General features: G+C 65.3%; 22 protein-coding genes. 12 read left to right on the forward strand and 10 right to left on the reverse strand.

Annotation, left to right across the window (positions count from 1 at the left end):
- The first annotated feature begins 57 nt into the window (after window positions 1–57).
- Entirely contained in the window at window positions 58–984 is a 927-nt protein-coding gene (locus tag F3J20_RS09435) for a DMT family transporter (protein WP_167043450.1), read from the forward strand.
- A 608-nt stretch (window positions 985–1,592) separates the two neighbouring features.
- On the opposite strand, the gene F3J20_RS09440 is transcribed toward F3J20_RS09435, so the two are convergent.
- Both F3J20_RS09440 and bamC read right to left on the reverse strand, forming a co-directional pair.
- Entirely contained in the window at window positions 1,593–1,739 is a 147-nt protein-coding gene (locus F3J20_RS09440; protein ID WP_167043452.1) for a hypothetical protein, read from the reverse strand.
- 237 nt (window positions 1,740–1,976) lie between these two features.
- Window positions 1,977–3,206 carry an outer membrane protein assembly factor BamC gene (bamC, locus tag F3J20_RS09445; protein ID WP_167043454.1) on the reverse strand — a complete coding sequence of 410 codons (1,230 nt, stop codon included), beginning with the start codon at window positions 3,204–3,206 and terminating at the stop codon, window positions 1,977–1,979.
- A 436-nt stretch (window positions 3,207–3,642) separates the two neighbouring features.
- Between bamC and F3J20_RS09450 the strand changes: the two genes are divergently transcribed.
- Window positions 3,643–4,092: a DUF2844 domain-containing protein gene (locus tag F3J20_RS09450; RefSeq protein ID WP_167043456.1), complete on the forward strand. Its 450-nt coding sequence runs from the start codon at window positions 3,643–3,645 to the stop codon at window positions 4,090–4,092.
- A 41-nt stretch (window positions 4,093–4,133) separates the two neighbouring features.
- Complete coding sequence (locus F3J20_RS09455; protein WP_167283254.1) at window positions 4,134–5,402, forward strand: DUF3443 domain-containing protein; 1,269 nt, start codon at window positions 4,134–4,136, stop codon at window positions 5,400–5,402.
- A 108-nt stretch (window positions 5,403–5,510) separates the two neighbouring features.
- Here F3J20_RS09455 and F3J20_RS09460 read toward each other — a convergent pair whose 3' ends face one another.
- Entirely contained in the window at window positions 5,511–5,978 is a 468-nt protein-coding gene (locus tag F3J20_RS09460; protein WP_167283255.1) for a hypothetical protein, read from the reverse strand.
- A gap of 194 nt (window positions 5,979–6,172) precedes the next feature.
- On the opposite strand from F3J20_RS09460, the gene F3J20_RS09465 reads away from it, so the two are divergent.
- Both F3J20_RS09465 and leuA read left to right on the forward strand, forming a co-directional pair.
- Window positions 6,173–6,829 (forward strand): cadmium resistance transporter, encoded by a 657-nt coding sequence (locus F3J20_RS09465; RefSeq protein ID WP_167283256.1) that lies wholly within the window; start codon window positions 6,173–6,175, stop codon window positions 6,827–6,829.
- Between the two features lie 347 nt (window positions 6,830–7,176).
- Window positions 7,177–8,883, forward strand: a complete 1,707-nt coding sequence (gene leuA, locus F3J20_RS09470; RefSeq protein ID WP_167283257.1) for a 2-isopropylmalate synthase — start codon at window positions 7,177–7,179, stop codon at window positions 8,881–8,883.
- A 182-nt stretch (window positions 8,884–9,065) separates the two neighbouring features.
- Here leuA and F3J20_RS09475 read toward each other — a convergent pair whose 3' ends face one another.
- The 5 genes from F3J20_RS09475 to F3J20_RS09495 form a co-directional block, all read right to left on the reverse strand.
- Window positions 9,066–9,845, reverse strand: coding sequence for an amino acid ABC transporter substrate-binding protein (locus tag F3J20_RS09475; RefSeq protein WP_167043466.1), 780 nt, complete (start codon window positions 9,843–9,845; stop codon window positions 9,066–9,068).
- Between the two features lie 282 nt (window positions 9,846–10,127).
- Complete coding sequence (boxA, locus tag F3J20_RS09480) at window positions 10,128–11,363, reverse strand: benzoyl-CoA 2,3-epoxidase subunit BoxA (RefSeq protein ID WP_167283258.1); 1,236 nt, start codon at window positions 11,361–11,363, stop codon at window positions 10,128–10,130.
- Window positions 11,364–11,420: 57 nt separating this feature from the next.
- Complete coding sequence (gene boxB, locus F3J20_RS09485) at window positions 11,421–12,848, reverse strand: benzoyl-CoA 2,3-epoxidase subunit BoxB (RefSeq protein ID WP_167283259.1); 1,428 nt, start codon at window positions 12,846–12,848, stop codon at window positions 11,421–11,423.
- Between the two features lie 97 nt (window positions 12,849–12,945).
- Entirely contained in the window at window positions 12,946–14,625 is a 1,680-nt protein-coding gene (gene boxC, locus F3J20_RS09490) for a 2,3-epoxybenzoyl-CoA dihydrolase (RefSeq protein ID WP_167283260.1), read from the reverse strand.
- Window positions 14,626–14,743: 118 nt separating this feature from the next.
- Complete coding sequence (locus tag F3J20_RS09495; protein ID WP_167043474.1) at window positions 14,744–15,709, reverse strand: helix-turn-helix transcriptional regulator; 966 nt, start codon at window positions 15,707–15,709, stop codon at window positions 14,744–14,746.
- A 226-nt stretch (window positions 15,710–15,935) separates the two neighbouring features.
- On the opposite strand from F3J20_RS09495, the gene F3J20_RS09500 reads away from it, so the two are divergent.
- The 5 genes from F3J20_RS09500 to F3J20_RS09520 all read left to right on the forward strand — a co-directional run bounded on the left by F3J20_RS09500 (window position 15,936) and on the right by F3J20_RS09520 (window position 21,787).
- The gene (locus F3J20_RS09500) at window positions 15,936–16,403 is read left to right on the forward strand and encodes a DUF4863 family protein (RefSeq protein ID WP_167043476.1); all 468 of its coding nucleotides are present in this window, start codon (window positions 15,936–15,938) and stop codon (window positions 16,401–16,403) included.
- A gap of 131 nt (window positions 16,404–16,534) precedes the next feature.
- Entirely contained in the window at window positions 16,535–18,148 is a 1,614-nt protein-coding gene (locus tag F3J20_RS09505; protein ID WP_167283261.1) for a benzoate-CoA ligase family protein, read from the forward strand.
- Window positions 18,149–18,167: 19 nt separating this feature from the next.
- Window positions 18,168–19,028 carry an alpha/beta fold hydrolase gene (locus tag F3J20_RS09510; RefSeq protein ID WP_167283262.1) on the forward strand — a complete coding sequence of 287 codons (861 nt, stop codon included), beginning with the start codon at window positions 18,168–18,170 and terminating at the stop codon, window positions 19,026–19,028.
- Window positions 19,029–19,210: 182 nt separating this feature from the next.
- The gene (locus tag F3J20_RS09515) at window positions 19,211–19,561 is read left to right on the forward strand and encodes a hypothetical protein (RefSeq protein ID WP_167283263.1); all 351 of its coding nucleotides are present in this window, start codon (window positions 19,211–19,213) and stop codon (window positions 19,559–19,561) included.
- 105 nt (window positions 19,562–19,666) lie between these two features.
- Entirely contained in the window at window positions 19,667–21,787 is a 2,121-nt protein-coding gene (locus tag F3J20_RS09520) for a phospholipase C, phosphocholine-specific (protein ID WP_167283264.1), read from the forward strand.
- Between the two features lie 149 nt (window positions 21,788–21,936).
- Here F3J20_RS09520 and F3J20_RS09525 read toward each other — a convergent pair whose 3' ends face one another.
- Complete coding sequence (locus F3J20_RS09525; RefSeq protein WP_167283265.1) at window positions 21,937–22,317, reverse strand: DUF5594 family protein; 381 nt, start codon at window positions 22,315–22,317, stop codon at window positions 21,937–21,939.
- A gap of 283 nt (window positions 22,318–22,600) precedes the next feature.
- Between F3J20_RS09525 and F3J20_RS09530 the strand changes: the two genes are divergently transcribed.
- Entirely contained in the window at window positions 22,601–23,467 is an 867-nt protein-coding gene (locus F3J20_RS09530; RefSeq protein ID WP_167043488.1) for a hypothetical protein, read from the forward strand.
- Between the two features lie 9 nt (window positions 23,468–23,476).
- Here the strand turns inward: F3J20_RS09530 and F3J20_RS09535 are convergent, their stop codons facing one another.
- Window positions 23,477–24,385 (reverse strand): LysR family transcriptional regulator, encoded by a 909-nt coding sequence (locus F3J20_RS09535; protein ID WP_167283266.1) that lies wholly within the window; start codon window positions 24,383–24,385, stop codon window positions 23,477–23,479.
- A gap of 120 nt (window positions 24,386–24,505) precedes the next feature.
- On the opposite strand from F3J20_RS09535, the gene F3J20_RS09540 reads away from it, so the two are divergent.
- On the forward strand, window positions 24,506–25,714 hold the full coding sequence (locus tag F3J20_RS09540) for an acyl-CoA dehydrogenase family protein (protein ID WP_167283267.1): 1,209 nt from the start codon (window positions 24,506–24,508) through the stop codon (window positions 25,712–25,714).
- Window positions 25,715–25,720: the final 6 nt, after the last annotated feature.

A 25,720-nucleotide genomic window follows, 5' to 3' on the forward strand; every position in this document is an offset into this window, starting at 1 on the left:
GATCGCGCTGTTACGATGCTCAGGCGTCCCGACTCAACCGCGCGCGGCGCCCTTCCAATGAAAGCCAGAAACCTGTTGCAACTGATGATTCTCGCCGCCCTGTGGGGCGCGTCGTTCCTGTTCATCCGCATCGGCGTGAACGACTTCGGCGTGGCGCCGCTGATGGCGTTGCGCGTCGGCATCGGTGCAATCTTTCTCACCATCGTGCTGCTCGCGCGACGGCCGCTGCAACAGTCCGCCACGCTGCTGCGCACGCGCGCGCTGCCGTTGCTGGTGGTCGGCATCCTGAATTCGGCGGCGCCGTTCTGCCTGTTCGCCTATGCCGAGCTGACGCTGTCGGCGGGCGTGACGTCGGTGATCAATGCCAGCACGCCGCTGTGGGGCGCGCTGGTCGGTTTCCTGTGGCTGCGCGATCGCCTGAGCACGCTACGCACGCTCGGTCTCGCGGTCGGCTTTCTCGGCGTGCTGATGCTCGTGTGGGACCAGATCGTGGCGCCCGACGGCTCGCCCGCCACACCTGCGACCGTGGCGCTCGCGGCGGCGGCCGCGCTCGGCGCGACGCTGCTGTACGGCATCGCCGCGAACTATACGAAGCGCTACCTGACCGGCGTCGATGCGCTGACCGTCGCCGCCGGCACGATGCTCGGCGCGACGATCGTGCTGCTGCCGCTCGCGGTGATCGACTGGCCCGCCGCGCCGATCTCGCTGCGCGCATGGGGCGCCGTGATCGGGCTCGGCGTCGCCTGCACCGGCATCGCGTACATGATGTTCTTCCATCTGGTCGCGGTCATCGGGCCGGCGCGCACAATTACCGTGACGTTCGTGATTCCGGTGTTCGGCATTCTGTGGGGTGCGCTGTTTCTCGGCGAGGCCGTGTCGCCGGGCATGCTCGAAGGTTGCGCTGTGATTCTGCTGGGTACCGCGCTGGCAACGGGAGTCGTGAAGCGTCTGCCGTGGACAGGAACGCGGCGCGCCGATACCTGAGCGCATGGGTACTGGTGCGGCTTCGCCGGGCGGCCGGGCGGCAGTTCCGCAGGCCTACGCCTAGCCGGCCCCCCCCGTTTCCGCACGCCTTCGACGTCCGCAGCCTCTTTTCCTGCCCGCGCGGTGCCAATCGCCCCGCCGCTTCGGCCATCCGGCGCTACGTTGCAAATCCTGAGTACGAAAAAATAGCCCGCACTCCCAGGGAGTGCGGGCAAAAACCGTCGCCCTACGAGGATAGGCGACGGGGCCACCGGGGCCGCGCGCAACGCGCAGGCCGTTATCGGGCTCGGTACCGGTTCGCACGCCGGCACCGCAATGATTTGAAACGCAAGTGGAATCCGCCGCGCATGCGCATCGGGTATCCCATCCGGCCCCATGAGTCTTATAAAGCAGCTTGCGTGCCAGCTATGAGAAGCCCTCGCAGATGCCCACAACTGTCTGATTTATATTGATATTTTTCTTTCAAACAGAAAGGAAGCGAAGCATGGCCGGCAAGGCGGAGAACTTCGCGGGTTACGTCACCAACGTAACGTCACGTTACGTGCGCTGCACACGGCGAAAACGCCGGCATCGCGGACGTGCATGGACGGATGCGGGGCCGGTCGACGCTACAGCCGCCTCGCCCGCGCCGATGCGATTCGTCGTAGCGGCCGCCCGCGCTCGCGTGGCTCGGGAACGCTCAACACCGCGCCGCACATCAAGGCAAGAACGAGCAGGCTCACTGCCCACATCCAGTAAGGGATCACGTCGAACATGGCTGGCTCCGCTCCTGGCCGGTGACTGTCGCTGTCAGGATCAAAAGCAAAAGCCATGCGCGGCTCGACCGGTTGCGCAGGACGACGCGGCGAGCGCGATGAACCGCGAGCCGCCGCATACGACGGCGACGCAACGGCAAACGGACAACGGGACGGCAAACGAACGGACGAAAAAAAACCGCCCGGGATTCACCCGGGCGGTCTTCCGAATCGGCGGCCTCGCCGCGCGAACGTCGCTCAGTGCAGCTGGTCGGCCATCAGACTCATGATCTGCTTCGCCTGCTGGCTGTCGTCGATCTGCCCCTTGTCGTCGACGACGGCGACACGCGTCTGGTTAGGCGTCACCGCGCGCACGTTCACGCGATACTCCTTGGCGACCTTTTCCTTCTTGCCGTGGAACACCTGGCTCCAGAAACCCTGCTCGGCCGACGACAGATCCTTCGGATCGACGTAGCGCACGAAGTAGAGGCCGCGGGTCGCGTCGCGGTCGTTGACCGTGAAGTTGCTGCGATCGAGCGCGAGGCCCACGCGCAGCCATGCGCGGTCATACGGCTCGCCCAGCGTGAGTTCCGTCGACGAAAACTGCGCCGAGGTATTCTGCGCGTCCGGATCGGGCATCGGCTGCTGCGCCGCGAGCACGACGTTCTGCGCCGCGGTTGCAGCCGCCGCCGACTTGGCGCCCGCCGTGGCCGCGTTCGGCGCGGTTTGCGCGCCCGCCGGCGACAGCTCGGCGTTCGGCGTGCCGGCCGCGCCGCGCGAATCGGCCAGCGCGAGCGATGCCATCAGACGCTTCAGATATTCCTGCTCGAGCGCCGGATCGTTCGGCTTCGGCTGCCATTGGCTCGAATCGTTGTTCGCACCCGTGACCGCCTCGCGCATGCCCTTCTGGCTCACGAACACGTAGGTGCCGCCGTTCGGCGCCGCTTCGAGACGCGTGCGGAACTTGTTGCGCTCGGAGCTTACGTAGCTGTTGCCCATCGCCTTCGACAGCGTGTTGCGGATCAGGCCGTCGTTGATCTGCGCATGGGTTTCGTTCCAGTCGGTTTCCATCACGCCCTTGTCGCGCTGGTCGACGACAAGCAGGAAGCCCTGCTCCTGCCAGAAGCGACGGATTTGCGGCCAGGCCTGATCCGGCGTTCTGTTGTCGAGCACGAGCCAGCTTTCGGTGCCGTCGCGCTGGATATGCATGCCCTGAACCGGCGGCACGACCACCACGGAATTGCCCGCCGGCGCCTGTGCCTGCACCTGCTTCAGTGTGGACAGCGAGGTTTCGCCACCCTGCGGCGGCAGCGAGCGCTGATCGGACGTCTCGTCGATCATGTTCGGCGGTACCGCGAGCGATACCTGCTTCGACCGGGAGTCGCTCTTGTAGTCGATTTTGTTCGGCGACGAGGTGCCGCAGCCGGCAACCAGCCCGCCCGCCATCAGCATTACTGCAAACCGCCTGGTAAGACGAAGATCAGTCATGTTCGGGGAATCCTTCCGCTACGCCACGGCAAGTTTCCGTGGATCAACCCAACATTTTACCGGTCCCGGGCAAGCGTGTGCAAAAACTGGGGTTTGCCCGCAGGTTGGTCCACCCATCGCACCGGCGGCGTCTCGTTCTGGATGTCTGTGCGCCATGCCTCTTTCCCTAAAAAAATTCGCGTTTTTTCCCGCCTATTTGCTTTGTCATCGGGTAAATTTAACGGTCGCTAACAGTCATGAGACGGCGTTAAGAATGTTCTTACGTCGTGGTTAAACGCTTGTTCTGAAAGGGCTTTAAGCAATACATCCCGCTTTATTTTGAGATTGCGTGTGGCGGCGCCTGACAGGGCACGTCACAGGAAGCCAAACCCGGCTGTTATTTTTCATTCGTATCTCAATAAAGCCCGGGCGCCCCCGCCCGCAAGGCATACACGCCATGTTCAAAGCCCGTTTTTATCCGTCCGCGCGTGCGGCGGCGCTCGCGCTCATCGCGTGCTGCGCCAGCACCGGCGCCTATGCCGAACTCGGCGGCGCGATGCCCGCCCAGGCGGCCTCGCGCACGATCCTCAACGGCGCGCTGCGCGTGCGCACGATGACCGATGCCGGCAACACGACCCTCAACGAATACGCGACCAGCACCGGCCAGATCGTCGCCTACACGTGGCAGGGCCCGACCATGCCGGACCTGCACGCGCTACTCGGCCAGTACGCCGGCTCGTATCAGGCGGGCGCGGCCGCGGCGTCCGCGAACGGCAACCTGCATGCGTCGCGGATCGCGCGGCCCGACGTGATCGTCGAATCGGGCGGCCCGATGCGCAGCTACGTCGGCCGCGCGTGGCTGCCGGCGGCCTTGCCGGCCGGCGTCACGGCCGACGATCTCCAGTAACGCGCAGCCGCCCTTCAGCCCCACCCGATGCCCACCCCGCCATGAAATCCGCTCTCCGTGTCTACGCCCTCGCCCTCGTCGTCTGCGCGGCCCTTGCCGCCTGCGGCGGTGGCGGCGGCTCGAACAACGCGTCGTCCACCCCGTCCGGAACCGGCTCGTCAGGCGGCACGCCGTCTTCGCCCAGCAGCGCCGGCACGTCGAATTCGAATCAGAACACGAGCGTGCCGCAATCGAACGTGGCGAACGTGCAGCCGGTCACGGTCGGCGTATCGCCCGGCATGACGCGCAACATGCTGACGACGAGCGTCACGATCTGCCAGGCCGGCACCAGCAATTGCGCGACGATCGACGACATCCAGGTCGACACGGGCTCGAACGGCCTGCGCATTCTCGCGTCGGCACTGCCCGCGGGCTTTACGTTGCCCGCGGTGGCATCGGGCGGCGGCATGGCAAGCGAATGCGCGGTGTTCGGCAGCGGCTACGCGTGGGGCTCGGTGCGCACCGCCGACGTGCGCATGGCCGGCCAGCTCGCCGCCGCGATTCCCGTGCATCTGATCGCCGATCCGGCGCTGCCCGCCGCGCCGACCGACTGCGCGAACGCGGGCCCGGCGATGCTGACGGTCACGAGCCTGCACTCGAACGGCATTCTCGGCGTGGGCCTGTTCCCCGTCGATTGCGGCAGCGGCTGCGCGAACGCCGCGCTGCCGCGCTGGTACTACAGCTGCACCACGAGCGGCACCTGCACGGCCAGTGCGCAGGCCGTCGCTCAGCAGGTGACCAACCCGGTCAGCAGTTTCGCGCTCGACAACAACGGCGTCGTGATCGACCTGCCCGCCGTCGCCGATGCCGGCGCGGCGAGCGTGTCGGGCTCGCTGATCTTCGGCATCGGCACGCAGGCGAACAACACGCTCGGCGGCGCGAGCGTCATCAAGGCGAATTCGGTGACGGGCTACGTGACCACGACCGCGGGCGGGCAGACCTATACGCTGAGCTATCTCGACAGCGGTTCGAACGGGTTCTTCTTCCACTCGTCGCAGTTTCCGCTGTGCGGCATCTGGTACTGCCCGGGCTCGACGCAAGCCGCGAACGCGTCGATCGCAGGAAGCAATGGCGTGTCGAACACGGTCGCGTTCGATGTCGGCAATGCGAGCACGCTGTTCGCGTCGTCGAACAACGCGTTCGACAACCTCGCGGGCACGTCGAGCCAGGGCTTCGCGTGGGGCTTGCCGTTCTTCTACGGGCGACGGGTTTATACGGCAATCGCGTCGCGTAATACGGCGGCCGGAGCCGGGCCGTATTACGCATTTTGAGGGAGTGAGGAGGCGTGCCGACGCGCTGACGGATTCAGCGCCGAGGCGGCGAGGAAAGAGGACTGGGGTGGAAACCGGTGCCGCCCTGGCACCAGCGCTCCCGTCGATTCAACCCGCGGCGCCGTCCGCCTGCTCCGCCGGTGCCGCGAGCTTCGCGGGCGCGAGCCAGCGGAATACGTCGAGCTCTTCGCCGTGGAACGTGCATTCGGCGGCAGCCGGCGTCACGACCTTTTTGGGCGCCGCAGGCTTGGCCGCCACGGCGACAGCCGAGGCTTCCTTCGTCGCCGAGGCCATGACCGGTGCCAAGGCTGCCCGCGGAGCCGACGCCGCGGCCGCAGCCGAGGCGGCCACTTCGGATGCGCTCGGCACATGCTCGATCGAGCCTTCGACCACCACGCGCGAGCCGCGAATCGCAACGCCGCGATGCGCGACACGCAGCGTATCCGACGACGTTTCGGCCAGCCTGTTTCGCATCAGTTGCTCGCATGCGCCCGAGTTGCGGGAAGCGATCGTGCAGGCCGTCAGCAGCGCGGCGGCGGTCGCGACACAGGCGATAGGGAGAATCCGCATCTTCATCGACATTCCGTTTTTTAGCCGTCGGCCATTGTAGCTTACGGCCCCGCCCGCCGGCGCTGACGCATGCCGCCTGACGCATGCCGCTTGACCTCGCCGGATCGCATCGGCATCGTGTGGGTCGGCCGCGTTGCCGTCCAGCGGAAGGGCCACTGGGCCCGGCGCGGTTTTGCCATCCTGTATCGATCCGTTTCCTTATGTTCAGCCTCGTCCTGCTCGCAATCGTCGCCTATGCCGCGACCAATATCGACAACCTGTTCGTCCTGCTCGCGTTTCTGACCGAAGCCGGCGCCGAGCGCCGCCGCGTGATCGCGGGACAGTACGCGGGCTCGCTGATCCTCGTCGCGGCGGCACTGCTGCTCGCCGCGCTGCTCGCGCGCCTGCCGACGGGCTATGTCGGCCTGCTCGGGTTCCTGCCGATCGGCGTGGGCCTGAGCAAGGCCTGGGAGCGCTTCGGCCCCGCCCGCGCGCAACGCGAGGACAACGGCGCGGAGCCCGATGCGGGCGAGCCCGCCGCGCATGCTCCGGCCGCCCGCCACAGCCCGGCGCCCGCGGGACGCGGCTCGTCGAGCTGGGCCGTCGCCAGCGTTGCGATCGCCAACGGCTCGGACAATCTCGCCGTCTATGTGCCGCTGTACGCGAGCCACGGTGCCGGCGAAAACGCGCTCGTATCGCTCGTGTTCGTCGTCATGATCGGGCTGTGGTGCGCCGGCGCCGTATGGCTGGTCGAGCATCCGCTGCTCGGCGCGCCGGTGCGCCGCTACGGCTCGGCGCTGCTGCCGCCGATCCTGCTCGCGATCGGCGTATCGACGATCGTGCACAACGATACGTTGCACGTCGTATTCGGGCTGTAGACGGCGCGGTGCGGGACCGCCACGGCGCAAAGCCCGCTGCCCGCTGCCCGCTGCCCCACGAGCCACGAGCCACGAGCCACGAGCCACGAGCCACGAGCCTTGACTCCATCCCGATAATATGTTCCCATTGCGCCCTATGTACCGCGCCCAGACCACCCTATCGCTACTACTAGCCCGCTCTACCGGGCTAGGTCTGCTGCTGCGCGCGTCCGCTTCTCTCTGATACACCGAAGCAACCGCTTGATTCCCCAGTAACTGACCCAGCCCCGGTTTCCGACCGGCGGCCCAGTATCGCGTTTTCGTCGTCCGGTCGACACCTGCCACGGTCTCACCCTCGGATGATGAAAATGTTGAAGAACCCCGCTACCAAATACCGCTCGTTCAAGCCGATCAATTTGACGGATCGCCAATGGCCGTCGCGCACCATCACGCGCGCGCCGATCTGGATGAGCACCGACCTGCGCGACGGCAACCAGGCGCTCTTCGAACCGATGAACGCCGAGCGCAAGATGCGCATGTTCAAGACGCTCGTGCAGATCGGCTTCAAGGAAATCGAAGTCGCGTTTCCATCGGCCTCGCAGACCGACTTCAACTTCGTGCGCGAGCTGATCGAGGGCGGCCATATTCCCGACGACGTCACGATCGAAGTGCTCACGCAAGCGCGCGACGATCTGATCGAGCGCACCTTCGAATCGTTGCGCGGCGCCCCGCGCGCGATCGTCCATCTGTACAACGCAACCGCGCCGGAATTCCGCAAGATCGTCTTCGGCCTCGACAAGAACGGCGTGATCGAACTCTCGCAGAAGGCCGCGCGCACGATGAAGCGTCTCGCCGACGCGCAGCCCGACACGCACTTCACACTGCAATACAGCCCGGAAGTGTTCAGCGGCACCGAACTCGAATTCGCCAAGGAAGTCTGCGACGCGGTCTTCGATATCTGGCAGCCGACGCCCGAGCACAAGGCGATCGTCAACCTGCCCGCCACTGTCGAAATGGCAACGCCGAACGTCTACGCCGACCAGATCGAATGGATGCACCGCAACCTCAAGCGCCGCGATTCGCTGATCGTCTCCGTGCATCCGCATAACGATCGCGGCACCGCCGTGGCCGCCGCGGAACTCGCGGTGATGGCCGGCGCGGACCGCATCGAAGGATGTCTGTTCGGCAACGGCGAGCGCACCGGCAACGTCGATCTGGTCACGCTCGCGCTGAACCTCTACACGCAGGGCGTCGACCCCGAACTCGATTTCTCGAACATCAACGAAGTCGCGCGCACGGCCGAAGAATGCACGCAGTTGCCGGTGCATCCGCGTCATCCGTATGTCGGCGATCTGGTCTTCACCGCGTTCTCGGGCTCGCACCAGGACGCGATCAAGAAGGGCTTCGCCGCGCAGAAGCCGGACGCGATCTGGGAAGTGCCGTATATGCCGATCGATCCGAGCGACCTCGGCCGCACCTACGACTCCGTGATCCGCGTGAACAGCCAGTCGGGCAAGGGCGGCATCGCGTATCTGCTCGAACAGAGCTATGGCGTCGTGTTGCCGCGCCGTCTGCAGGTCGATTTCAGCTCGGCCGTGCAGCGCTTCACCGACGAGAGCGGCCAGGAAGTCACGCCGGCGCAGATCTGGGAACTGTTCCAGCAGGAATACGTGAGCACGGCCGAGCCGGTCCGCTATATCGGCCACAGCCTGTCGGAGCGTGACGGCCGCGAACACATCAAGCTCAACGTCGAAATCAACGGCACGGCGCGCGTGCTGTCCGGCGCGGGCAACGGTCCGCTCGACGCGCTGATGCATGCCTTCGACGTGCCGGTGCGCATCCAGCACTACGAAGAACGCGCGCTCACGCAAGGCGCCGACGCCCGCGCGATCGCGATCGCCGAAATGGCCGGCGCCGAGGTGTCCGGCAGCGCGTTCGGCGTCGGGGTCGATGCGAACCTCGTGACGGCGTCGATCCGCGCGGTGATCAGCGGTGTCAATCGCGCGTATGCGCGTGCCAATGCGCAAGCGCAGGAGCGCTTCTTCGAAGCGGCCTTGAGCGATGCAACCGTGTGAGGCGCGTGAGTAATGTGCGTTGCCGGTCCGCTGTGCCGGTCTGGTAATCGGTGCGGCGCGCGGTAGTATCGGGAGGGGGCGTTGCAATTGCAACGCCCCTTCTTTTTTATTGCGGCTTCGTTTCACCGGCTCATGTCACCGCTTCATTGCACCGACTCACCCGCGAGAACGGCGCCACGCGCTCAACGAAACACGTCGCGACCGAAATACTTCTGCGAAATCCGCTGATATGTGCCGTCTTTTCTCAGGCCGGCGAGCGCCTCGTTGAGCGCCGCGCGCAGCTTCGGATTGCCCTTGCGGATCAGCACCGCGGACTGGCCGCTGTCCTCGCCCGACGTATCGACCGCGACGACCTTGAGCCTCACGCCGGGCATGCGCTTCCTGTAGTCGATAAACGACAGCGAATCGTTGACGGTGGCATCGACGCGCCCCCCGGCGACCAGATCGATCGATTCCTCGAAGCCGTGCGTGGGGATCACCTGCGCGCCGTGCGCCGCCGCGATCCGGCCGAGATGGCTCGTCGGCGTATTGGCGGATTTCCGGCCCAGAAGGTCGTCGAAGGATTGGATCGTCGTGTTGTCCGAGGCGACGATCAGCACCGCGTGCGACGTGATGTACGGATCGGAGTAATCGTATTTGAGCTTGCGCTCGTCGGTCACGGCGACTTCGTTGATGACCGCGTCATAGCGGTCGATGTCGAGACCGGCCAGCAGCCCTTCCCATCGGGCCTCGATGAATTGCGGCTTGACGCCGAGACGCTGCGCGATCGCCGTGCCGAGTTCCACGTCGAAACCGGTCAGCCTGCCCGCGTCGTCGTGAAAACTGTACGGCTCATAGGTGCCTTCCGTGCCGATGCGGAACACGCCCGAGGTCCGGATCTGCGCGAGTTTGTCGCCGGCGAATACTGGGTTCGCGACCACCTGCAGCAGCACGGCCAGCACCAGCAAACGAATCGGCTTCATCGAGGGCTCCAACAGATTGGCCATGCCGGTGGCCCGGATTGAAATCCGAGAGCGCCGGCTGGCGAGCGCTATCGGGCGGCATGGGCCGACTGTAGCAAACCGGTCGTTTTTTTCAAGAAGCAGGTCCAGGCGGCAAGCGGTGCCGGGCGGCACGATGGAAAGCCAGATCGGCAAAGAAAGAACGCGTCTCGAGTCCGCGACGCATGAATTCGACGCGATCCCCCGCATTGCCGCGCGTCGCCGGAGAGTTTGATGCGCCGTCCCGGAAGCCATTCCGGGACGTCAGTATGTCTCCAGATGCAGCCGCCCTTCGCGCTTCAACTTCGCCCACAGCGCTTCCCAGTCGAGCTGATGCTGCTCGCCGATATCCTTCAACGCCTGCAGCACGCCGTCTTCCATGCCCTTGAGCCCGCATACGTAGATATAGGTGTTGTCATCCCTCAGCAGGTTTGCGACGTCGGGGCCGCGCTCGCGCATCGCGTCCTGCACATAGCGCTTCGCCTGACCCGGCGTGCGCGAAAACGCGAGCGTGGTGTCGATGAAATCCTTCGGCAGATTCGTCAGCGGTCCAAAGTAAGGCAGCTCTTCCTGGGTGCGCGCGCCGAAGAACAGCATCAGCTTGCCGGTCGCGCCCTTCAAACGCTTGCGCCGCCGATACTCGGTCATCGCGCGCATCGGCGCGGAGCCGGTGCCCGTGCAGATCATCAACAGATGCGAGTTCGGATGATTCGGCATCAGGAACGTGCTGCCGAACGGGCCGATCACGTTGACCACGTCACCCTTCTTCAGATCGCACAGATAGTTCGAGCAGACGCCGTCGATCGTATCGCCATGCTGGCGCGACACGCGCCTGACCGTCAGCGACACGTTGTTATAGCCGGGCCGCTCGCCGTCGCGCGGACTGGCAATCGAATACTGGCGCGCATGATGCGTACGGCCATCGGCGGCGGCGCCCGGCGGCAGAATGCCGATCGACTGCCCTTCGAGCACCGGAAACGGCATAGAGCCGAAATCGAGCACGATGTGATGAATGTCGCTCGACGTCGCACTGTCGGTGAGCCGGTAGTTGCCGACCACGGTCGCGGTGGTCGGCGTCTTGTGCGTGTAGAGATTCACGTACGGCTTCGCGGCCGACCACGGCGGCACGACCGCGCCGCGCACGGTATCGACTTCGATGCCGTCCGCTTCGGCGGCGGCGGCGTCGCTCGCGGCGGGCGCAGCTTCCTCGGCCGGCACCGCCATCGTGTTCTGCTCCGGCAGCACGTCCCATGTGAACTGCTCGTCGATCGAATACGCGTCGGCCTTCAGCACCGTGCGCCAGTTGTCGATCGCGCCGGTCGGGCACGGCGGCACGCAGGCCATGCAGCCGTTGCAGACCTCGGCCTTCACGACGTAGTTGTTGTCGTCGTGCGTAATTGCGTCGACCGGGCAAGTCTCTTCGCAGGTATTGCAGCGAATGCAGATTTCCGGATCGATCAGATGCTGCCGCAACACTTCGATCGACACTGGAGCGTTCATGACTTCCTCCACCTGGTGATACAACGCGCCTCTCGTGCTTCGCCTGCCGCCATCGCTTCAGTTAAAGCGCACGTACTCGAAATCGACGGGCTGACGGTTCACGCCCATCGCGGGCGGTGCGATCCAGTTCGCGAACTTGCCCGGCTCGGCGACACGGCCCATCAGCGACGCAACGAACGCGCGGTCCTCCGGCGTGGCGAGCCACTTCGCTTCGTTGGCGGCCCATTCGGCTTCGCCAATCACGCGGCCATCGGGCGACACGCGCGTGCCCGCGAAGGTGCCGATCTGCCGGTTGAATGCCTTGTGCGGCACCGTCATGCGGAAATCGATGCCGGCCTTCTCGAGCACCTTGTTCCAGCGCCCGACGCCCGCGACCGAATCCTTGATGTAATCGTCGCGCAGCACTTCGTTCATCGCGTTGAGCATCGGCACCTCGCGCTCGACGAGCTTGCCGTCCTGCACGTCGAGCAGCTTGTAACCATGCTCGCTCAGGCGATGATCGTCGTCGCGCTTGCCTTCTTCATAGCGGCCCTTCAAGCCCGAGCTATAGAACGTCGCCGCGTTCGACGAATGATCGGCGCCGAACAGGTCGATCGTGACCGAGTAGTGGAAGTTCAGATAACGCTGGATGGTCGGCAGATCGATCACGCCGGCCGCGCGAATCTTCGCGACGTCGTCGGTGCCGAGTTCGTTCATCACCTGCGCAGTGCGCTGGATCACGCGCGAGACGCCCGACTCGCCGACGAACATATGATGCGCTTCCTCGGTCAGCATGAACTTCGTCGTGCGCGCGAGCGGATCGAAGCCCGACTCGGCCAGCGCCGACAACTGGAACTTGCCGTCGCGGTCGGTGAAGTACGTGAACATGTAGAACGCGAGCCAGTCCGGCGTTTTCTCGTTGAACGCGCCGAGAATGCGCGGATTGTCGTCGTCGCCCGAACGGCGGCCGAGCAATGCTTCGGCTTCCTCACGGCCATCGCGGCCGAAGTAGCGATGCAGCAGATAGACCATCGCCCACAGGTGGCGCCCCTCTTCGACGTTGACCTGGAACAGGTTGCGCAGGTCGTACATCGAGGGCGCGGTCAAACCGAGGTGACGCTGCTGCTCGACCGAGGCCGGCTCCGTATCGCCCTGCGTGACGATGATGCGGCGCAGGTTCGCGCGATGTTCGCCGGGCACGTCCTGCCATGCGGCTTCGCCCTTGTGCTCGCCGAAGTGAATCTTGCGGTCCTGCTCGCCCGGCGTAAGAAAAATGCCCCAGCGGTACTCGGGCATCTTCACGTAATCGAAATGCGCCCAGCCGCCCGTGTCAACGCTGACAGCCGTGCGCAAATAGACGTCGTAGCCGTGCGAACCTTCCGGGCCCATATCGCCCCACCACGACAGGAAGTTCGGCTGCCATTGTTCGAGCGCGCGCTGCAAGGCGCGATCGTCGGCGAGGTTGACGTTGTTCGGAATCTTTTCGCTGTAGTTGATCGTGGACATGGTCGGTTCCCTGAGTCGGTTCCCTGTTCAGAAGCTGCAATCGCGAGAAGCGCATATCGGCGGACGGCGCGATGAGGTCAATCGGGCGTCACGCGCCTCAAACGCGCGATACGTCGAATTGCGCCTTGCTGCCCTTGCCGTACACCTTGAGCGCACCCTTCTCGCCCACCGCGTTTGGCCGGTTGAAAATCCAGTTCTGCCAGGCGGTGAGCCGGCCGAAGATGCGCGTCTCCATCGTCTCCGGGCCATTGAAGCGCAGATTCGCTTCGAGACCCGTCAAGGCATCGGGCGACATTGCCGCGCGTTCTTCGAGCGCAATACGGATTTCGTCGGCCCAGTCGATATCGTCGGGCGAGGCGGTCACGAGTCCCAGGCGCTCGGCCTCGACGGCCTTGACCGGCTGGCCGATCAGCGCGCGCACCGCGTCGAGCGGTTCGGCTTCCTCATAGAAGCGCCGTGCGAGCCGCGACTGCTGCGTAACCATCGGGTACAGACCGAAGTTGACTTCCGACAGCGTGATGGCCGGTTCCTCGTCTTCGTTGGCCGGCAGCGCGGCCATATAGGTGCGGTCGGCCGCGAATGCGAATTCGGCGAAGGTGCCCGCGAAGCACGAGCCCGATTCGATCAGCGTGAATAGCGAACGCGACGACACGTCGATGCGCGCGAACGTGCGGCGCAGCAGGCCGATCGTTTCGCGCACGAACCAGTGGTCCCTGTGCTGCAGTAGCGTCGCGTCGACCGCGAGCAGGTTGCGCGCATCGCCTTCGGTCCTGAACACCCACGTGCCGATACCGAGTTCGTTGGTGCGCATCGACAGGATCGCGTCGTCGAGTTCGCGTGCGAATTGCAGCGGCCACCAGTTCGCACCGGCCGCGACGATCGCATCGAGGTCCGCAGGCTGCACCTCTTGCGGCGCGCGCGCGGTGAAGGTCGCCACGCGTTTCGCGCGATCGATCGTGACGTCGACCGTTTGATAGCCGAGGCCGTCTTCGCGCTCGGTGCGCTCGATACGCGTGAGCGCAACGCCTCGCGCATCGGCTGGGCGATCGCTGTGCGCGGCGAGTTCGAGCGCGCGCGCCTGGATCGCCTGATCGAACCGGTTCGGCTTCACGACTTCATCGACGAGACGCCAGGCCTTCGCGCGCTCGCCGCGCACGCCTTCGACCACCGTGCAGAAAATATCCGCGCGATCGTGGCGCACCTTGCGCTTGTCGGTGACGCGCGTGAGACCGCCCGTGCCCGGCAGCACGCCGAGCAGCGGTACTTCCGGCAGCGACACCGACGAGGAACGATCGTCGATCAGATAGATTTCGTCGCAGGCGAGCGCCAGTTCATAGCCGCCGCCCGCGCAGGCGCCGTTCACCGCGGCGAGAAACTTGAGCCCTGAATGGCGCGACGAATCTTCGAGCCCGTTGCGGGTTTCGTTCGTGAACTTGCAGAAGTTGACCTTCCACGCGTGCGTCGAAAGGCCCAGCATGAAAATGTTCGCGCCCGAGCAGAACACGCGGTCCTTCAGGCTCGTCACCACCACGGTCCTGACTTCGGGATGCTCGAAGCGGATGCGCTGGATCGCGTCGTGCAGTTCGATGTCGACGCCGAGGTCGTACGAATTCAGCTTCAGCTTGTAGCCGTCGCGAATACCGCCGTCTTCAGCGATATCGATGCCGAGCGTCGCAACCGGACCGTTGAAGCTCAGCTTCCAGTGCCGGTACTGCGAGGGATCGGTGCGGTAGTCGACCCGCGCGGCCGGCGCAACGGCGGGGTGTGCTGTGGACATGGGGCGTCTCCTGACTGGACGATGCGAATCTGTTTTTTTGAACAATAGTGCATCAACATATCCGAGTAAAGAATTTTAGTGCATTTTTAGGTGCAAACCCTGACGCCCCAGCGACCGCTCAGCCGGCCCGCGCCTCGTCGGGCGCTTCCGCCGCGAGGCGCGCGGCAAGCCGGTCGCGCAATTGCAGATAGGCGTCGGCAAGCGTCTTCTCGCTCGTGTCGAAGCTCATGTCGGCACGCCCGTATAGTTCGGCGCGGCCCGCGAGGATACGTTTCAGGTCGTCCATCGCCTCGTTGTTGCCCGACATCGGCCGCAGATCGCCCTGCGCGACGACGCGGCGCATATGCTCCTCGGGCGTCGCCTGTAGCCATACCGTGAAGCAGTGCGACAGCAGCGCATTGAAGGTGCCCGACTCCGACACGAGCCCGCCCGGCGACGCGATCACCGCGCGCTCGTGCTCCTCGATCACGGCGTCGAGCGCGCGCTGTTCGTAGCGCCGGTAAGCGCTCGCGCCGTACAGCGAATGAATCTCCGACGGCGGACAGCCCGCAAGCTGTTCGATCACGCGCGTCAGCTCGATGAACGGCACCTTGCGCTCCTGCGCGAGCATGCGCCCGAACGTCGATTTGCCCGCGCCGCGCAGGCCGATCAGCGCGATGCGGTGCTTGCGGTGCGGATCGCGCGGCGCCTGCGCGAACATCTCGGCCAGCGCCGCGCGCGCGCGTTGCAGCGCCGCCTGGTCGCGTCCTTGCAGCAATTCGCGAATCAGCAGCCATTCGGCGGACGCCGTGGTTTCGTCGCCGACCACTTCGGCGAGCGAGCAGTTCAGCGTGGCCGCAAGCTGCCGCAGCACGAGCACCGAGGCATTGCCGAGGCCCGATTCCAGATTCGCGAGATGCCGCTCCGAGAGGCCGGTTTCGGCCGCGAGCGTCTTGCGGGTCATGCCGCGGCGCGCGCGCAGCAGGCGCACGCGCTCGCCCATCGCGGTCAGAAACGGATCGCGCTCTTCACGCTCGCCGCGCTCGGCGCGGGCCGGGTCGGCGGCGGCTTCATCCAGCGGTGCGGCGGAGTATTTTCGATTCATGTTTTGCGACCTCGATACCTCGATATATGCACTATAGTGCTTGACACGCACTAGATGAACAGTTTAATTTTCATCAAAAGCCGCTTCAACTACAAACGCTCACGAAATATCAGAACACCGCCGGCTGGCCAGGCGGCGTAACGGAGACAGCGCGGCAGCACGCATGCAGCAAAGTTCCGGCGGTGGAACGTCTGCCCTGCGTAAACGCGCTTTTCTGGAGGCTCGCATGTCCCCGCAAGAATTCCAGCACCTGATCGCCGGCGTAACGGCACAACTTGACGGGCGCCCGCTCGACGCGTCGCTCGCGGCCTGGCTGAACGCCACCTGGCCGGCCGGCAGCACGACTTTCCGCGAACTCGCCCAGGCCTGCCGCGACGGCGTCGCCGAAGGCTGGCTGTGCAACCGCGAAGCGGGCGGCATCCGCTACGGGCGCATCTTCAAGGCGCTGCCCGAGACCCACGGCTTTTCCGTCGACGTCGTCGCGATGCAGGACATCGCCGGTCCGCACCATGTGCATCCGCACGGCGAAATCGATCTGATCATGCCACTCACCGAGGGCGCGACGTTCGACGGCCATCCGGCCGGCTGGTGCGTGTACGGCCCCGGCTCCGCGCATCGTCCGACGGTCGCGAACGGTCGGGCGCTCGTGCTGTATCTGCTGCCGCAAGGCGCGATCGAATTCACCGCGACATAAAACCGCCGGCGCGACGGCACAAGCCATAGCGGCAGCAACGTCAGCGCGGCGCATGGCGACGCGAGCATCAGGCATCGAGCGGATCACGAGCGCCAAACAGCCGGACCGCGCCCACCGATGGAGGAGACAATATGGAAGCCCCGCTGGAAACGAGCGCGCGAACGAGTGCGCATCAGGCGGCCGCGCCGCCACCCCCGCTCTTCAATTTCGCGCGCTATCTGTTCGAACTGAACGAGGCGCGCGCGAACAAGCCTGCCTATATCGACGACACGCACACACTGACTTACGGCGAACTCGAACAACACGCGCGGCGTTGCGCGAGCGCCCTGCGAACGCTCGGCGTGCATCCCGAGGAACGCGTGCTGCTCGTGATGCTCGATACCGTGTCGCTGCCGGTCGCATTTCTCGGCGCGCTCTACGCCGGCATCGTGCCAGTCGTCGCGAACACGCTGCTGACCGCCGCCGACTATACGTACATGCTCACGCATAGCCACGCGCGCGCGGTGATCGCGTCGGCGGCCTTGTTGCCGAACGTCGCGCAGGCGCTCGAAAGCATCGATCAAGACGGCTGCCAGTTGATCGGCTCGCAGCCGGAGCCGTCGGCGGATGCGGCGCCCACTACCTCGCTCGGCGCCGCCCGCTTCGAAGACCTGCTCGACGCCGCGCCACCCGCCCTCAAGGGCTGCGCCAACAGTGGCGACGACATCGCCTTCTGGCTCTACTCCTCGGGCTCGACCGGCAAGCCGAAAGGCACGGTCCACACGCATGCGAACCTGTACTGGACCGCCGAGCTGTATGGCAAGCCGGTGCTCGGCATCGTCGAGAGCGACGTGGTGTTTTCGGCAGCCAAGCTGTTCTTCGCCTACGGGCTCGGCAATGCGCTGACCTTTCCGCTGTCGGTCGGCGCGACCGCGATCCTGATGGCCGAGCGCCCCACCGCCGATGCCATCTTCGCGCGCCTCGTCAAGCATCGTCCGACCGTGTTCTGCGGCGTGCCGACGCTCTACGCGAGCATGCTCGTCGCGCCGAATCTGCCCGCCCGCGCCGAGGTCGCGATACGCGTATGCGCGTCGGCGGGCGAGGCGTTGCCGCGCGACGTCGGCGAGCGTTTCACCGCGCACTTCGGCGCCGAGATTCTCGACGGCATCGGCTCGACCGAAATGCTGCACATCTTCCTGTCGAATCGCCCGGGCGAAGTCGAATACGGCACGACGGGACGCCCGGTGCCGGGCTACGAGGTCGAGTTGCGCGACGAAGCCGGGCAGCCGGTGCCCGATGGCGAAGTCGGCGATCTGTATATCAAGGGGCCGAGCGCGGCGCTCATGTACTGGAACAATCGCGAGAAATCGCGCGCGACGTTTCTCGGCGAATGGATTCGCAGCGGCGACAAGTACCGGCGCCTCGCCAACGGCTGCTATGTCTACGCGGGCCGCAGCGACGACATGCTGAAGGTGAGCGGCCAGTACGTGTCGCCGGTCGAAGTGGAGATGGTGCTGGTCGAGCATCCGGCCGTGCTCGAAGCGGCGGTGGTCGGCGTCGATCACGGCGGGCTCGTGAAAACGCGCGCGTTCGTCGTCCTGAAGCGCGAGTTCGCACCGTCTGAGATACTCGCCGACGAACTGAAGGCCTTCGTCAAGGAACGGCTCGCGCCGCACAAGTATCCGCGCGACATCGTGTTCGCCGACGATCTGCCGAAAACCGCCACCGGCAAGATTCAGCGCTTCAAGCTGCGCGAACAGTCATAAGTCATAAGGTGATCCATTCATGCCGAACCCCGCAACGGCTGCCACTCCCGCTACGCCCGCCGGCGCGAGCCGCTTTGCCGAACTGCCCGCGAACGCGGCGCATGGCGCGTTGCGCATCGAGTATCGCTGGCTCAACGAACCGGCGGCCCAGCGCGCAGACGACACACCGCTCGCGCTGTTCCTGCACGAAGGACTCGGCTCGGTGTCGATGTGGCGCGACTGGCCGCAACGCTTGTGCGAACGGCTCGGCCTGCGCGGGCTCGTCTATTCGCGGCCGGGCTATGGACTCTCGACGCCGCGCGCGCCCCACGTGAAATGGCCGGTCGATTTCATGACCGAGCAGGCCCGCGACATTCTCCCCGCGCTGCTCGACGCGCTCGGCATCGATGCGCGGCAACGCCGGCGCATGTGGGTGATCGGCCATAGCGACGGCGGCTCGATCGCGCTGCTCTACGCGGCGCTGTATCCCGAGGCACTCGCGGGCGCGGTCGTGATGGCGCCGCATGTGTTCGTCGAAGACCTCTCGGTGGCCAGCATCGCGCAAACGAAGCAGCTCTACGAAACCACCGACCTGCGCGACAAGCTCGCGCGCCACCACGCCGACGTCGATTCGGCCTTCTATGGCTGGAACGATATCTGGCTGAATCCCGCGTTCAGACAGTGGCGCATTGTCGATACGCTCGCCTCGATTCGCCAGCCGCTGCTCGCGATCCAGGGCCACGACGACAACTACGGCACGATGGCGCAGATCGACACGATCGCCGCACGCGTGCCGCATGCGCAGCTCGTCAAGCTCGCCGCCTGCGGGCACTCGCCGCATCGCGACGCACCGGCCCCGCTCGACGACGCGATCGCGGCATTCATCGCAGCACAGCGATAAACCGCGCGACGGAAGCAACCAGAGCAACCGGCGCGGCCATCGACATCAGCACCAGCACAGGGCTGCGCCGCTTCCTTACCAATACTTCATAAAAATTACACGGATCGGCGATTATGCTGCGGCATCGCTGACCTCGGCACATCGATGCCTTGGCGTCCCTTCCTCACATTGGAGAGAGTGACATGCCCTTCGTGCCGAAGCTGAGTCGTGCATTGCCGTGCAAACGTTTGGCTCCCGGTTTGGCTCATGCTTTTGCGATCGTCTCGCTCTGCGCACTCGGCACCGCATGCAGCCACGACGACCCTCCCGCCGACACGAGCACGCTCGGCTCGACGACCGAACAGCGCGCCGCCCCCAACGACAACAGTGTCGGCAACAACAGCTTTGCCACCGCGCCGCCGGCCGACCCCGCACCGGCGACGCTTACGATTCAGACTCCCGCGACCCCCGCTTCCGACGTCGGCACGGCACTGTCCGCCGCCGATGCGTCGCGCGCGCCGCTCGCGAGCCCCGTCATCCACACCGTGGATTGAGTTCCGCGCCGCGCGCGGTGAGCGGCCACTCTTTCCGCGCGCGACGCATCGTCACAGTGCATCTTCGCAGTGCACTTTCCTCCACCGAAGATCAAAGCCAGAACCATGACCTCAAAAAATCGCCGTGATTTTCTGCGCTCGGCCGCGCAAGCCGCCGGTTCCTTCACCGCGTTGAGCATGCTGCCGCCCGGCATCCGCAACGCCCTCGCCATTCCGGCGAACAACTGCACCGGCACGATCCGCGACGTCGAGCACATCGTCGTGCTGATGCAGGAGAACCGCTCGTTCGATCATTACTTCGGCACGCTCAAGGGCGTACGCGGTTTCGGCGACACGCGTGCGATCAACCTCGCGAGCGGCCAGCCGGTCTGGTATCAGCCGCTCACCACCGATGCCGCCGGCGCCAATTACGTGCTGCCGTTCCGTCCCACCGCGCCGAACCTCGGCCTGCAATTCCTGCAGGATCTCGCGCACGACTGGGGCACCACGCACGCGGCCTGGAACAACGGCCGCAACGATCAGTGGGTGCCCGCGAAAGGCGCGACGACGATGGCCTACCTCACGCGCGAGGACATCCCGTTTCACTATCAGCTCGCCGACGCGTTCACGATCTGCGATGCGTATCACTGCTCGCTGATGGGCCCGACCGATCCGAACCGCTACTACATGTGGAGCGGCTGGGTCGGCAACGACGGCAGCGGCGGCGGCCCGGTGATCGACAATTCGGAACTCGGCTACGGCTGGTCGACCTACCCCGAGGTGCTGCAGAACGCCGGCATCTCGTGGAAGATCTATCAGGACATGGGCAACGGGCTCGACGCGAACGGCTCGTGGGGCTGGACGCAGAACGCGTACATCGGCAACTACGGCGACAACTCGCTGCTCTACTTCAACCAGTATCGCAACGCGCAGCCGGGCAACCCGCTCTACGACAACGCGCGCACCGGCACCAACGCGGCGAACGGCGACGGCTATTTCGACATCCTCAAGCGCGACGTGCAGAACAACACGCTGCCGCAAGTCTCGTGGATCGTCGCGCCCGAAGCCTATTCGGAACATCCGAACTGGCCGTCGAACTACGGCGCGTGGTACATCGATCAGGTCCTGCAGATTCTCACGTCGAACCCCGAGGTGTGGAGCAAGACCGTGCTGCTCATCAACTACGACGAGAACGACGGCTTCTTCGATCACCTCGCGCAGCCGTTCCCGGCGGCGTCGAGCGCGAACGGCCTGTCGACCGTCAGCATCACGCACGAAATCTATCCCGGCGATGCGAAGACGCCCGCCGCGCCGTACGGGCTCGGCCCGCGCGTGCCGATGCTGGTGGTCTCGCCGTGGTCGAAAGGCGGCTACGTCTGCTCGGAAACGTTCGACCACACCTCGGTGATCCGCTTCATCGAAAAGCGTTTCGGCGAACATCACAACCTCGGCGAATCGAACATCACGCCGTGGCGTCGCGCGGTGTGCGGCGATCTGACCTCGGCCTTCAACTTCAGCAATCCGAACGCCAACCTGCCGTCGCTGCCGAGCACGACCTCGTACGTGCCGCCCGATCAGAACCGTCATCCGGATTACATCCCGCAGCCGCCCGCGGCCCAGGCCGTGCCGCAGCAGGAGCCCGGCGTGCGTCCCGCGCGCGCGTTGCCGTATGAACTGTTCGTGCGCGCCGACGAAGGCTCGAACGGCAAGCTGACGATGCGCTTCATCAATACCGGCCGCGCGGGCGCGGTGTTCCTCGTCTACGTGACGAACGGCGCCGCCGCGCCGCTCAGCTATACGGTCGAAGCCGGCAAGCACCTGCAGGACACCTTGCCGCTCAACGCGGACGGCACCTACGACTTCACCGTGCACGGTCCGAACGGCTTCCTGCGCCGCTTCGCGGGCAAGGTCGTCGCGCGCAGCAGCTGGTGGGAACGCAAGGAGATCGCGCAACCGGATATCGCCGAGGGTTACGACGTCGCCAACGGCAATCTGCAACTGCGTCTGGAAAACACGGGCAGCGCGCGTTGCCAGTTCACGATCGTCAATGCGTACGATCCGCACAATGCGATCCGGCATTCGGTGCGCGGCGGCGATACCGATCAGCTATACCTCGATCTGCGCAACGCTCACGGCTGGTACGACCTGTCGATCACGGTCGACACCGATGCATCGTTTGCGCGGCGCCTTGCCGGTCACGTGGAAACCGGCAAGAGCAGCATGAGCGATCCGGCTTTGGGTAGCTAAACGGCGGCTCGACGTCACGCGAGTCCCGCGGTAAAAACAACGGCCGCTGCGATCGATGTCGCAGCGGCCGTTGTTTTATTGGGCCTGCCGATTGCCGATTACCGATGCACGCACGCGCCTAACCGGGCGCGTAGATCGGCGCGCCCTGCCTACGATTCGAAATCGAGCCCGCCGAGCAGCGCGACCGGTTCGCCCTGCGTATGCGTGAGGAAATCGAGTTCGCGCACCTGGGTCCACGCCTTGAGCTTGCGCGGCAGCGCGGCGAGATAACCGGCGAAGCGCGCCGTGCCCTGCTCGCCCATCAGTCGTTCGATTTCGTCGCTGTCCCAGGTCAGGTAAAGATTCAGCGGATGCGCGTAGTAACCGAGTTCATCGAGCGGCGTCGCATGAATCCGCACGCGGGTCGGCTGACCGTGCCCGCCATACGGCAGCACTTCGGTATGCACGGTCTTCGCGAAACATGCGCCGATCGCCTCGGCGATGCGCGGCGCGAACTCCTTGTCGAAACGAACGGCGCTTTCCGGACGCATCCAGGTCTCCGATGTCGTGCGTAGTGGGACTGGGCATCGTAGCACGCGGGTCGGTGCGGACTCGCGTGCAGGCGCTCGTGTTCAGGGGCGTTGGCTACGTCCGGGGAAGCGCGGCCCCCGCGCCCTATCGCATGTACCCCCTCGCACCGCACCGATCGATTCAACGTTTTGCGACAACTCCTGTGCGATTACGGCCCTTTACGTCAGACCTGTGCCACGCGCGTCTAGCATCCAGAGAGGCCACCAGGCTGGTCGTGCCAGATGATTTTTCCACGGATGGCTTATGAGCAAGGCAAGGTTCGCATCGTTCTGGCACGGCCCGGAACTCTCCCCTTACGAAGTCGCGTGTCTGCAATCGTTCACCCTCTATGGCAGCGAGGTCGCGCTTTATAGCTACGAGCCGATCGCCAATCTGCCGCCCGGCGTGAGCGCGAAAGACGCGCGCGCGATTCTGCCGCCCGACACGCTGAACGCCTTTCCGATTCAAGGCGTGCCGTCGATGGCGCATTTCACCGACTATTTCCGCTTCGCGATGTTCACGAAGACCGACGAAATCTGGGTCGACACGGACATGCTGCTGCTGCGCGATTTCGATCTCAACGCGAAGGGCGACCTGATCGGCAAGGAAACGCCGTCCAGCATCTGCACGGCGATACTGCGGCTCGATCCCGACTCGCCGCGTCTGTACGAACTGCTCAAGCGAGTCAAGGCGATGCAGGGCACCGAAATCAAATGGGGCGACACCGGCCCGCGCCTGCTGACCGCGGTCTACGGCGTCAAGGCGGGCTTGCCCGAGAGCCTGTTCTACCCGGTCCACTTCGACGATTACTACAAGCCGTTCCTGCCGCGCCATTTCGAGGAATGCGCGGCGCTGTGCTCCGACGCGTACACGCTGCACCTGTGGAACAACCGCGTCGTGAAGATGGCGCTCTTCAAGCGCATCGGTCCGCCTGCCGGTTCGTTCCTGCATCACGTGTTCGAGCAGAGCGGCGCGAACCGCCGGTTTGGCGAATTCTATCCGGCCAACGTGATGCAGACGATGATCGACAACGCGGTGCAGAAAGTCGGCCGCGATGAAGGCGTACGCAAGCTGCTGCGCGTCGGCGTGCCGATGCTCAGGACCGCGCTCGGGCGCAAGCTCGGCGCATAGCCGCCCGTCTCACGCGGCGGCGCCCCTGCCCGCGCCGTGCGCCTGCGCGAGCATGAACTCGATGAACGTCGCGGCCGCGCGCGTGTGATGCCGGTTCGGCATGTACACCATGTACATGTGCGTGCCGAAGATGCTGAGGCGCCATTCGTCGAGCGCGGTCAGCACCGCGCCGCGTTGCAGATCGTCCTGCACCACGTAGTCGGGCACGATGCCGACGCCGAGCCCCGCGAGCAGCGCCTCGCGTAAAAACAGAAAGTTCTCGGAGATGATCGTCGGTTCGAGCAGCACCTCGTGGCGCTCGTCGCGCAGATACGCGGCCAGCCGCAACTGCCTGCCGATCACGGCCGCGCTAATCAGCGGCGCGGCGCGCAGGTCGTCGAGCGTCGCGGGCATGCCGTGCGTGTGCGCGAAGCCGGGCGAGGCGCACGCGACATATCTGACCGGCCCCATGTCGCGCGCGACGAGGTTCTGCGGCGGCTCGGACATGACGCGCACGGCGATGTCGACTTCATCGCGCAGCAGGTCTTCGACGCGGTTCTCGAACATCACGTCGAGCACGATGCCCGGATGCAGACGCTTGAACGCGATCAGCCAGTCGGACATCACGAGTTGGCCGTAGCCGCTCGGCACGCTCAGCCGCACGCGGCCCTGCAGGCTTTGCCCGAGCGTCGCGACCGACTCGCGCGCGGCCAGCAGCGCGTTCTGGATCGTGCGGCCATGCTCGTAGAGGCGCAGACCGATCTCGGTCGGCTCGACGCGGCGCGTCGTGCGCCGCACCAGCTGCACACCGATCGAGCGCTCCAGCTGATTCAGGTGATAGCTGACGTTCGCGCGGCTCATCTTGAGCCGGCGCGCGGCTTCGCTCAGATTGCCGGCGTCGAGAATGTCCACGAGCAGGGTCAGGGAATTGACGTCCATCGCGGCGCCTTTGTCAAAATAATTTTGACAGTCTGTCAATCGGGCATGCCATTGTCAATCAACGTTGACCACTCCAGAATGCGCATCAGCCCCCACGAACATGGATGGAAGACCCCCGCGATGGATCTGAACTTCACCCCCGAAGAAGAAGCGTTTCGCACCGACGTGCTGGCCTTCCTGCGCGAAAAGCTCCCGCGGCGTCTCGCCGATAAAGTGCACCGCGGCCGCCGCCTCACGCGCGACGACATGGCCGAGTGGCACGCGATTCTCAACGCGCAGGGCTGGCTCGCGAACCACTGGCCGCAGGAATATGGCGGCCCGGGCTGGAACGCGGTGCAGAAATTCATCTTCGAGAACGAATGTGCGCTGGCCGGCGCGCCGCGCATCGTGCCGTTCGGCGTCAACATGCTCGGGCCGGTGCTGATCCGATACGGCAGCGAGGCGCAGAAACGGCGCTGGCTGCCACGCATTCTCGACGGCTCCGACTGGTGGTGCCAAGGCTATTCGGAGCCGGGCGCGGGCTCCGATCTCGCCTCGGTCAGAACCACGGCCGTGCGCGGCCAGGATGCGCACGGCGAGCATTACGTCGTCAACGGCCAGAAGACGTGGACCACGCTCGGCCACTACGCGAACATGATCTTCTGCCTCGTGCGCACCGCGACCGATGTGCGCAAGCAGGAAGGCATCAGCTTTCTGCTGATCGACATGAACACGCCCGGCGTCGAAGTACGGCCGATCATCACGCTCGACGGCGAGCATGAAGTCAACGAAGTGTTTTTCACCGACGTGCGCGTGCCCGCGGAGAATCTCGTCGGCGAAGAGAACAAGGGCTGGACCTACGCGAAATATCTGCTTACGTACGAGCGCACCAATATCGCGGGTGTCGGCTTCTCGGTGGCCGCCTTCAACCGTCTGCGCCAGATCGCCGCGCAGCAGCGCCGCAATGGCCGCCCGCTCGCCGAAGACCCAGCGTTCGCGGCACGCATGGCGCGCGTCGAGATCGATCTCGAGAACATGAAGACGACCAACCTGCGCGTGATCGCGGCAGTCGCGGGCGGCGGCGTGCCCGGCGCCGAAAGCTCGATGCTGAAGATTCGCGGCACCGAAATTCGCCAGGAGATTTCATCGCTCACGCGCCGCGCGATGGGCGCCTATGCGCAGCCGTTCGTCGAAGAAGCGCTGCACGAAGGTTTCGACGGCGTGCCGGTCGGCCCCGACGAAGCCGCGAGCGCGGCGGCGCTGTACCTCAACAATCGCAAGCTGTCGATCTTCGGCGGCTCGAACGAAATCCAGAAGAACATCATTGCCAAAATGATCCTCGGACTCTGAGAGACC

Origin of the sequence: Paraburkholderia sp. Cy-641 (assembly GCF_011752945.1) — a bacterium.
Classification (GTDB): Bacteria; Pseudomonadota; Gammaproteobacteria; order Burkholderiales; family Burkholderiaceae; genus Paraburkholderia.